Origin of the sequence: Collinsella aerofaciens (genome assembly GCF_015552075.1) — a bacterium.
GTDB lineage: Bacteria > Actinomycetota > Coriobacteriia > Coriobacteriales > Coriobacteriaceae > Collinsella > Collinsella aerofaciens_Y.
Window position 1 is genome coordinate 1 of record NZ_JADNDZ010000067.1, and the last position, 9239, is coordinate 9239.

Consider the following 9239-nt stretch of genomic DNA (forward strand, 5'->3'; position numbering starts at 1 on the left):
GCGCCAAGGAGCCACAGGCGACGCGGAGTGCGAGCGTAGCCGAACGGAGGGCAAGGACGAAGGATCTCCTTGTTTGTATATCGTTCGATCATTAAATGCTTTCTGGTAGATTTCTCCGTTTCTCTCTTGAGCTCAGACTAAGTGAATCTTATTCACTCTAGTCAGACTTGGTGGGTTGTATGAACCCATAGTTGTGGTTATTTCAACCCATAGTTGTGGTTATTTCAACCCATAGTGCATGGGTTAACTGAACCCATAGTTGGCATGGGTTATTTCAACCCATAGTCTCGTGAGACAACCCATAGTTGATAAGTTGGCCCCGGTTAACACAGGCTCAAACTATGGGTTGAAATAACTATTCCGGTACTTTTTGGCATTTTTCGATCGCTTTCTATGGGTTGGATTAACCCATAGCAGAAAAGTGGCTTAAATTGTCTATGGGTTCTTTCAACCCATAGCTATACCGTCACGGAAAAGCGTCCGCGATCTCTGTCAGCAAGACTATGGGTTGTCCTAACCAATAGTCTTGCTGAAGAACCGTTATTTAACCCCCTATCAATAAAATGATTTTTCGCCAAACTATGGGTTAAAACAACCCATAGCTATACTGTAGGTTCTTTCAACCCATAGTTTGTAAGAAAAAGAAATAGGGCTATGGGTTCATACAACCCATAGCCCTTCAAACTAGGCAGAATGCTTTGCGTCCCACTGAGCTTTGCGTTTCGCCGAATTCTCGGCGCGTTGCTTTTTCCTATCCTCCTCGACTTCGAGCCTGCGCTTAGCGATCGCCGTCATATCGAGCCGGTACTCAACAGATTTGTTATTACCACGCGGCGACTTAATCAAAAGACCGAGTTCGACGAGCTTATCGATTCTCTTCTTGACGTTCGACCGATCCGAGTTGACGTCCGCCGCCATGGTGGCAAGGCTGATGTAGCAGGTGGATTTGTAAACGTCCTTGCGCTGGAACGACCAAATCCGCCCCATGATATCGGTGTCAAGTCTAGGCAAACCGAGCTCGAGCATCCACGGCGGCTTGATGATCGCGACCTTCTCGCTGACCATATCCTGCACCATGTGGGCGACACGGGACGATTCATCCGATGCCCGGCGAAGTGCTTCGCGGTGACTCTCACTATTGGGCATAGCGGCATCTGTGACGGCCTGATTCGCGAAATCGGACGCCGCCCCCATTCCAGACGGGCTTGCGGGGCCGGACGGGTGGCTATCCGTGTCCCACGGATAGCCACCGCCCGCGTCCGGTTTTAAATTTCTGGTATCCATAAACTAGCCTCTCATTGAGGCTGTCTAGCCATCAGTCGAAGTGATGCCATAGTATTTTGGTAGTACTTCAACATAGGGACCCAAATCGAAGCATACGTGTGCTAGGATTGCAGGTAACAGGCCAGAAAGCCACATTTGAACATGGAAAAAGCCCTTCTTACTTGGCGGTAGGGGGCTTTTTTCATATCTATTTTTGCTCTTTAACACGCTCCAAAAACTCGGCGATAGCGATCGCCGCCATAGACGACTTAGCTACACCGCGGCTCTTCGCGTAGTCATCGAGATCACGCCAAATTTCGAGAGGCAGAGTAACCTGGATTCTTTTCTTCTCCTCGGCCACTGCCATAGACAATTACCTCCTTCGTTGAACAAACGAAATCGTACCACTACTGATTGAAACAAAGCGTATCACAAATACTGTCTAAAATACAAACTAACACAGAGTGGTACACCTAAATTCGCTAAATCTTTTCGTCGGCCAGATAGGCACTCGAGTTTCCAAAAGGGATACAGGAAATTGCCGAAAAGGGCACAGGGGCGGCGAGTGATTCACCAAGAGTGAAGGTGGGCCCTCTTACCCAAGCGTTACTCGTTGCTTTGAATGGCAACGCACTAGGGCGACGGGAGTACTCGGGAGACCTGCCTGTATATTATGCAGCTGATTGAATGGCAACAGGGCCGGCGACGCAGACGACCCTGTAGCTGTCCACGCGGGACAGGCCGCGCATGTTGAGTTCAACGCGTCTCGTGACTGTTCAGATTCTGTGCACCGGGCGATTTGTTTTGGTCGTTTAGCTGGGCTAATGGTGGTTATTGGCTGCTGGGCTGGAGGATTTGGACTAATAGTTGCTAATAGTGGCCGGATGAAGAGCTGTTCAAGCTATTAGAAGCAATAGCGAGTACGGTCTTGGCTGGAAAACAGGTCGCGAGCAGGGGAGGGCCGAGCATGTACGGACCGGTGAGCAAGAACGGGCCGGCGTTGGAATTTGGGGAGATCGGCGAGGAAGTTAAGGATGAGGTTCGGCGGCAAGCGACTGGCGAGGCCGTCGAGAGAGCCAGGGGCAAGCTCAAGGCCCGTGACGAGCGCGAAGACGATCCGTTTTGGGGTCGCGGGAATCAAGAACACCTTCGTCGAGCTGCGGAAAGACTGGATTCCGGCGAGGGAGTGGAGCACGGATTGATCGAAGAAGAATGACGCTCTGCTAGAATCAGCAGCGCTGTCGGCAGTCCTCGTGCCGGGCAGAGCCCTCCATCCGATGGGAGGTGATGCCCATGACCGATTTCACCGAGTTCGTGAAGCTCATGACCGCCCTGGTCTCGCTCCTCACGGCCCTCGTCGGCCTTTCCAAGGCACTCAAGCAGGGTTCGAAGCCCAAAAAGAAAGGTCACCGTCGCTAAGGCGGTGACCTAACTCTTCAAAGCAACGGCTCTGCCCAGCTTCCTACGACTTGGGCTGCCGTCGGCACCATTCTACCCGCTTGACATTGCTGTTGTCGATGCGCCGTATCAAGAATCCACGGCAGCGCTCGTGGTTGCAAAACGGCCTAACAAATAGCGGCTATTAGTCAGTTCGGCTGTCTAAAAGGCCTAATAGTTGCCAATAGTGGCTAGTTGGCAACGGATTTGGGCTATTAGTTCTAACAGTGCCTATACTATGACCCTACAAACGGGACACGGTTTTCTGCCCGCACGAGGTTTTAAAGTTTTAGCTGGAACAATCCGGCAGATTGGAGCACAGAACATGAGGTTCGAACGCCTCATGTCGCTCAAAATACGTCTCCTCAATTGCGCAAAGGAGAACGGTATTTAGCGACAAGGAGACAATGGAATGATCTGGTTCACCAGTGACACGCACTTCGGGCACGAGAACGTCCTGAAGTTCACGGACCGGCCGTGGGAGACGATTTGGCAGATGAACGATGCCATCGTCGACAACATCAACGGCAGGGTCGCCGTGGATGACGAGCTCTACATCCTGGGGGATTTCTCATTCAAGATGACCGCCCAGGACGCATACGGGCTGCGTAAGCGGATCGCCTGCAGGCGCATCCACCTCGTCCCGGGAAACCATGACAAGGACTGGACCCAGCCGGCGGTCGCGGGCGCGTTCACCGTGGAACCGCCGATCTGCGTGCTCAAGATCGACGGGCAGAAGATCGTCCTGTGCCATTACCCCATGGCCGACTGGCAGGGCATGAGCCATGGATCGTGGCACCTCCACGGGCACATCCACAGCAGCGGCGGCGCGTACAACGAGTTCAACCGCAAGCAGGGGCTCCTGCGCTACGACGTGGGCTGCGACGCCAACGGGCACTCCCCGGTGAGCCTCGACGGGCTGAGGGAATGGTTCGCCGGGGTCGACGAGCCGTGCGGCCGGGTGAAATGGCCCTGGTGGGTCAACGAGACCGGCGACAGGCAGGTCGAACGCGAGCTGGCGGCTTACAAGCGGAAAGAGGCGATCCGATGACGGTCTATGTGACAGGCGACATCCACGGTGGGCTCGACATGCAAAAGCTCCGCGACTGGGAGCTTGGGGATAGCCTTGGCAGCGACGACTATCTGATCATCGCCGGCGACTTTGGCTTTCCGTGGGACTTCTCTGCCGAGGAATGCGCCGATATCGCCTGGATGGAGTCGCGCCCCTACACGGTTCTCTTCGTCGACGGCAACCACGAGCGCTTCGACCACTGGGCGGAGCGCCCCATGGAGCCGTGGCACGGCGGGCTGACGCAGCGCCTGTCGGATACTTCGTCCATCCGCCGCCTCATGCGCGGGGAGGTCTTCGAGCTCGACGGGAAGACGGTCTTCACCATGGGCGGGGCGACGAGCGTCGACAGGGCGTACCGCATCCCGTACAGCTCGTGGTGGCCGCAGGAGCTCCCGGACGAGCGCGATTTCGATGCCGCACGGGCGAGGCTCGACGAGGTCGGCTGGAAGGTCGACTGCGTCATCACCCATACCTGCTCGACGCGCATGCTCTCGCCGACGCTCTACCCGGGCCCAGGCTGGGAGCGTCCTGATGTGGACCGGCTGACCGGATTCCTCGACGAGCTCGAGGATCGCCTGGACTACAAGCGCTGGTATTACGGCCATTTTCACCGAGACGGCAACCCGGACGAACGTCATACCGTGCTGTACGACCGGATCGTGAGGCTCGGGGATAAACTCCTGCCGTGGGGTGCGTACTGATGGCTATCTATGTGACAGGAGACGTGCACGGCAGGGCCGAGTACGGGGCCAGCAGGTTCGCCTTCAGGTCTTGGCCGCTGGGCCGGACTCTGACGCGCGATGACGTGGTGATCGTGGCCGGCGACTTCGGCTTTGTCTGGGATGGATCCAACGCCGAGAAATACTGGCTTGACTGGTTCGAGTCGAAGCCGTGGACCACGTGTTTCGTGGACGGCAATCATGAGAACTACCACGCCCTGGCTGAGCTGCCGGTGCGGGAGTGGAACGGCGGGCTCGTCCATGAGGCGCGACCGCACGTGCTGCACCTGATGCGCGGAGAGGTGTTCGATATCGACGGGCTCACAGTCCTTGCCATGGGCGGCGCCACGAGCAACGACAGGCAGTATCGCAAGGAGGGGAGGAGCTGGTGGCCCGAGGAGATGCCGAGCGAGGAAGAGATGTGGCAATGCCGCACCTCGCTCGACCGCGTGGGCTGGAAGGTCGACTACGTGGTGACTCACGAGGCTCCTGCCGACCTGGCAGAGAAGCTGTGCCGGGAGCGCGAACGCGAGTATCTGGACGACCAGCTGCAACGATTCCTTGCCGAGCTCGACGGGCAGCTCGGCTACCGCGCCTGGTTCTTCGGCCACTACCACGGCGACGAATGGCGCGACGACAGGCACCGCCTTATCTACCGAGACATCGTGCCGATCGAAGACGCTATGCCCAGTTCTCAGTTCTAGAACTGAGATGCTATGCGGTCTACTCCAATTCAAAGGTCTGGTCGAGAGAGTTCGATCCAGCCCCGACCCCGTCGATCTTCACTTCAATGGGGAACATGTCTTTAAGCTCGAAGACCGATATACCGTCGCATTCGCCTCCCGGCGCAAGCCCTTGCGAAGAGAAGTGGTCTTCCTGCAAATCGGCGGCAAAACCGCGAGAAAGCATCTGCTTATTCTGATAGGCCGTAATGTAGCTTCCATCGGCAAAGGAATCTGCAGTTCGATTGTTGGTGGCACGCCATCGAACAACGGCGACCTTCCCGCCATCGCCAAACGAGGAATCATGCACCTCGACGGCAGTGACCGAATACTCCATCTTGCCGTAAACTGCGCCGTCTTCCTGCGAGCTATCGGAATTGGAAACCTGGCCTTCCGACTGGCGATTGTCTGTACGAATGCATCCAGAGGTCGTAACCAGGGCAACCGCCAAAAGACCGGCGACACCGAGAGTTCGAGCCAGGCTGATGCTATTTTTGCTAACGCGCTTTTTCATGATTTGCTCCAAACTGAATACTTGATTGAGCTATTGCTTTTGTTCGTTGAACACGTATGCCGTCAGCCCATCTGGGTCATGACCTCGACCTTGGCCTCGGCCTCGGCCGCCCGCTGTTCGGCTACAGCAAGGCGGTCCTTGAGGGCGGCGACCTCGGCCATCAGGTCGCGCTGAGCCAGGAATGTGTCGGCTTGGGCTTTCAGTGCGGCGTCACGCTCGCCGCGCAGCCGCTCGATCTCATCGACCATGGCCTCAGCCTCGGCATGGAGTTGGACAATCTGTCTGCCGAGGCCCTTAGCACGGGAGAGGTACCTGACGCTCGCGGCGTGGAGCTCGTTGTTCTCAAGTTCGAGTCTCGCGGTATCGAGTTCGAACTTCTCCTCTATAAAGGCAATCCGCTCATTGCAGTCAGCCTCAATCTTTTCATTCCGATCCGTCGCCTCGACGAGCTTACGGTTGAATTCGTCAAGCTGGGCACTGAGCAGTGCATTCTCGGTCCTGAGGTCGGCCGTCTCGCGCAGTAGCTTCTCCCGCCACGTCGCCTCGGCCCGTTCGGCGGCCTCCTCGTGGACGGACTTTACGCCGTAGATCTCCCTGATTTTTCTCTCGTCTGTCATCGTGCGACACTCCAATCAACAATGGGCATGGCTCCGCCACGCCGTACGGCTGGGAACAAATACGCGGCCGCTGTTGAGTTGTGTTCGTCCTGCGATCGGTGAGTTCTAAAAGGCGTCTCAAGTCATGCGTTCACGCAGGTTTTCGGTTAGAGAAATACCGCACTCTTATATAGTAACGCCGCCGCACTCGGGCCTATTAGGCAAATCGCGAAACGACAGACGGACTTATTTCCTGACGCCCACCAATCCACGTTCACGAAGGATGCGGTACAGCGTTGATTTGGAGACGCCAGTCGCAGCGCAAATATCGGGAATAGGAGTCTCTCCTCCAAGATAGAGCCTTACTGCGGCATCGGCTTTGACGCCGGCTGTGCGAGGCCTGCCACCCACGTTGCCGCCGTGGCTCCGTTTGACGGCGATACCCTCGGCCTGGCGTTGCCTGATCAGATCTCGCTCAAGTTCCGCGGTGCAAGCATGGGTGCCAAGCACGAAGCGCCCGAATGCGGTATCTAGATCCACGGGCTGTTTCAGGGACGTGAGCTTCACGCCGAGGTTTCGAAACATAAGGTCATAGTTGAGCAGCTGCCTGGTCGATCTGGTCAAGCGCTCCCAGGATTCGACCACCACCTCGTCGCCCGCCCGCATCTTCTTGAACAGGCGCTTCTGCTGCGTCCGGTCGCCGTCCTGGGCACCCGTGACCTTGTCCTTGTAGATATGGCCATAGGCCACGCCAGCGTTCACCAGAGCCTCGATCTGGCGGTCCAACCTCTGGTCTTTCGTGCTCACGCGAGCATATCCGTAACGTGTCATTTCATCCTCCTGCCTCGTATTTGATTTTCCCATGGGAATTGACGCGGAGGTTTTGACACTGGGTTTTGGCACTCGACGTTCACGGCATCGAGGGTTCGATTTTCGAGTGCCCAGAGGCATACGTTTTGAGACTGGCAAGCTGTTGCCGGCTCGAGGACAGCGGCCCGGTGCACCGGGCCGATCGATAGCGGACTCAGGTTCACAGCGCAGTTTCTCAGGGCTCGCATATATAGGAAGACTTGATCGGCAATCGATTTTAATGAAGTCGACAGCGCATGTCAGAGCTTTCAACAAACCGCAGGTAAATCCGTATACCGAAAATTGGTACACGGATTTACCTGCGATGTTCATGCTTGGTCAAAAGCCCATCAAGCGATATATCCATTATTTTAATGCGCGCGCCTGAGCTTTTGGCTGAAGTGGCAGTCCGACCGCCGGCAGGCGGCCACGCTATATCCAAAGGCCACGCCTACTCCCAGTGCCCGGCTACGTCGACGACTCAGTGCTGCCCGTCGAGGTCCTGCTGCAGAGCTACATCAGGGACGTCTTATTGGGGGGACGACCACATGGAGCCCCGGGAGATCAAGCTGTACGGCTGATCCATCCGTCAACAACATGTCAAAGCCCCAAAACCCAACAGGATCGCGAACGAGGGGATGAATTGACCGCCCGGGCATTTGCGCCCGGGCGGTCAATTTTATCAACCATGGGCGCGATTCTGTGAGGCCATTTTTCTGGCATCCGCCGTTTGCTCCGGCCTCAACGCACCCATCGACCGTTCGGTAAGCTTTGCGAACGCGACCACGTGCGCATTTGTCGAACAATCAAATGTCCGACAATGTCTGACGGAGCTGTCAGACATTCACGCACGAACAGGCGAGCTTCGCGAGCGATCGTAGGCAACTAGTAGCCCCAGCTGCGTCTTTAACGCAGGTTCAACGTCTGACATCTTGAATGTCTGACGTTGAACGAAGCTGGCGTGCAAAATGGCCTCACAAGGCCATTTTGCACCGTCTCAGGGGCACGATTCAGGATTTGCCGCTGCGTCCGTTATCGTAATAATCTCCCACAGGCACCACCGCGCGCGCCGCCGTGCCCGTGTCTTCTATCGTAATAATTCGAAATCTGGCGCCTTTTCCTCCTTGTCCGTTATCGTAATAACAAGGCGCGCGAGTGTCTTCCCCCGGTCCAAGGGCGGAGCCCTGGCAAGCGCCGAACCGCCCGGGTCGGCGGCAGACTTGTACACACATTTACGATGGGGGGTACAAGTATGCGTCTCTTGCGGGATTTCTCGTTTATCGGCAGAAAATCGAGGTCAAAAGATGTATGAGTTCTTGAGCATTGAAGATCTGCGGTGGGAGTTCGGCGCGTCGCGAGCATGAACGTACGAGTATCTGGCGCCGCATATCAAGTCAATCACCGTGAAGTGCTCGACCGACGACGGCGAGCGCCTGTGCAAGCGTCATAGCCTCGATGATGCACGGCGCGTGGTCGCTGAAAAGGCTCGAGCCGAGGTCTATTCCGTGCCCGTTAAAGCGGACCCCGGGAAAAGCAGCTATGCTCCGTACCGCCGCCCGCGGCGCGTGCGAATCAAGACGAGCGCGTACATCGCCGAATATATCGTCGGCTTCGGCCATCTCTGGCAGATCGACGAGATTGCAGAGGAATACTGCGGTAAGCGCTCAAGAGAGGCGGCATATCAATTCATCTACCGTAACGCCTGGATCGCAATCGTGTTCGGCAACAAAACTTTCTATATCCCGAGGCGCACCACACCGCAATTCGTGGCGGCAGCAGTCGAGGTGTTCGGAGACGCCGCCCACACCGTCGAATACGCACGCGGTGGGCATAAAAGTGACGCCACGGAATAGCGGCACTATGTAACAAATGAATGAGTGAACGGCGTAAAAAGTGAAAAACCGAACTACGTGATAACGACAAAGCGGAATAGCCGCACTATGTAACTACGTAATAACAGAACTATTGAACATCGGACTATTCGGTCCTGAAATCTGTCCGCAAGAGTCGTACGCTGCCGTACAAAATGCCTGGCAGCGTACCGCCGCAAGCGGCGCACGCTAGGGC

Annotated in this window: 11 protein-coding genes; 6 read left to right on the top strand and 5 right to left on the bottom strand. The window is 56.3% G+C overall.

Features of this window, described 5'->3' with window-relative positions; translation table 11 throughout:
• Positions 1–684 precede the first annotated feature (684 nt).
• Positions 685–1284, bottom strand: coding sequence for a helix-turn-helix domain-containing protein (locus I2D41_RS04765; protein WP_195246845.1), 600 nt, complete (start codon positions 1282–1284; stop codon positions 685–687).
• A gap of 187 nt (positions 1285–1471) precedes the next feature.
• Complete coding sequence (locus tag I2D41_RS04770; protein ID WP_082421961.1) at positions 1472–1630, bottom strand: ribbon-helix-helix domain-containing protein; 159 nt, start codon at positions 1628–1630, stop codon at positions 1472–1474.
• A gap of 600 nt (positions 1631–2230) precedes the next feature.
• Here I2D41_RS04770 and I2D41_RS04775 point away from each other — a divergent pair.
• The 5 genes from I2D41_RS04775 (at position 2231) to I2D41_RS04790 (ending at position 5195) form a co-directional block, all read left to right on the top strand.
• Entirely contained in the window at positions 2231–2479 is a 249-nt protein-coding gene (locus tag I2D41_RS04775; protein ID WP_155086624.1) for a hypothetical protein, read from the top strand.
• A 77-nt stretch (positions 2480–2556) separates the two neighbouring features.
• Complete coding sequence (locus tag I2D41_RS10115) at positions 2557–2682, top strand: hypothetical protein (RefSeq protein WP_267471465.1); 126 nt, start codon at positions 2557–2559, stop codon at positions 2680–2682.
• 430 nt (positions 2683–3112) lie between these two features.
• Positions 3113–3751 (top strand): hypothetical protein, encoded by a 639-nt coding sequence (locus I2D41_RS04780; protein ID WP_152068154.1) that lies wholly within the window; start codon positions 3113–3115, stop codon positions 3749–3751.
• Positions 3748–4473, top strand: coding sequence for a metallophosphoesterase family protein (locus tag I2D41_RS04785; protein ID WP_195246847.1), 726 nt, complete (start codon positions 3748–3750; stop codon positions 4471–4473). Before I2D41_RS04780 ends, I2D41_RS04785 begins: the two co-directional genes overlap by 4 nt.
• A complete protein-coding gene (locus I2D41_RS04790; protein WP_271741652.1) occupies positions 4458–5195 on the top strand; it encodes a metallophosphoesterase family protein in 738 nt (245 codons plus the stop codon). Before I2D41_RS04785 ends, I2D41_RS04790 begins: the two co-directional genes overlap by 16 nt.
• Positions 5196–5214: 19 nt before the next feature.
• On the opposite strand, the gene I2D41_RS04795 is transcribed toward I2D41_RS04790, so the two are convergent.
• The 3 genes from I2D41_RS04795 to I2D41_RS04805 all read right to left on the bottom strand — a co-directional run bounded on the left by I2D41_RS04795 (position 5215) and on the right by I2D41_RS04805 (position 7154).
• Positions 5215–5727: a DUF5067 domain-containing protein gene (locus tag I2D41_RS04795; protein WP_195246848.1), complete on the bottom strand. Its 513-nt coding sequence runs from the start codon at positions 5725–5727 to the stop codon at positions 5215–5217.
• A gap of 62 nt (positions 5728–5789) precedes the next feature.
• A complete protein-coding gene (locus I2D41_RS04800; protein ID WP_195246851.1) occupies positions 5790–6344 on the bottom strand; it encodes a hypothetical protein in 555 nt (184 codons plus the stop codon).
• A 225-nt stretch (positions 6345–6569) separates the two neighbouring features.
• Positions 6570–7154, bottom strand: a complete 585-nt coding sequence (locus I2D41_RS04805) for a recombinase family protein (protein ID WP_055287572.1) — start codon at positions 7152–7154, stop codon at positions 6570–6572.
• Between the two features lie 1421 nt (positions 7155–8575).
• On the opposite strand from I2D41_RS04805, the gene I2D41_RS04810 reads away from it, so the two are divergent.
• Positions 8576–9025, top strand: coding sequence for a hypothetical protein (locus tag I2D41_RS04810; protein WP_195246853.1), 450 nt, complete (start codon positions 8576–8578; stop codon positions 9023–9025).
• The last annotated feature ends 214 nt before the right edge of the window (positions 9026–9239 follow it).

What these genes read in the sequence shown, in the direction of transcription:
- I2D41_RS10115 (WP_267471465.1), top strand. Translation starts at nt 2,557, where the DNA reads ATGACCGATTTCACCGAGTTCGTGAAGCTCATGACCGCCCTGGTCTCG.
- I2D41_RS04770 (WP_082421961.1), bottom strand. Translation starts at nt 1,630, where the DNA reads ATGGCAGTGGCCGAGGAGAAGAAAAGAATCCAGGTTACTCTGCCTCTC.
- I2D41_RS04785 (WP_195246847.1), top strand. Translation starts at nt 3,748, where the DNA reads ATGACGGTCTATGTGACAGGCGACATCCACGGTGGGCTCGACATGCAA.
- I2D41_RS04775 (WP_155086624.1), top strand. Translation starts at nt 2,231, where the DNA reads ATGTACGGACCGGTGAGCAAGAACGGGCCGGCGTTGGAATTTGGGGAG.
- I2D41_RS04780 (WP_152068154.1), top strand. Translation starts at nt 3,113, where the DNA reads ATGATCTGGTTCACCAGTGACACGCACTTCGGGCACGAGAACGTCCTG.
- I2D41_RS04800 (WP_195246851.1), bottom strand. Translation starts at nt 6,344, where the DNA reads ATGACAGACGAGAGAAAAATCAGGGAGATCTACGGCGTAAAGTCCGTC.
- I2D41_RS04805 (WP_055287572.1), bottom strand. Translation starts at nt 7,154, where the DNA reads ATGACACGTTACGGATATGCTCGCGTGAGCACGAAAGACCAGAGGTTG.
- I2D41_RS04765 (WP_195246845.1), bottom strand. Translation starts at nt 1,284, where the DNA reads ATGGATACCAGAAATTTAAAACCGGACGCGGGCGGTGGCTATCCGTGG.
- I2D41_RS04795 (WP_195246848.1), bottom strand. Translation starts at nt 5,727, where the DNA reads ATGAAAAAGCGCGTTAGCAAAAATAGCATCAGCCTGGCTCGAACTCTC.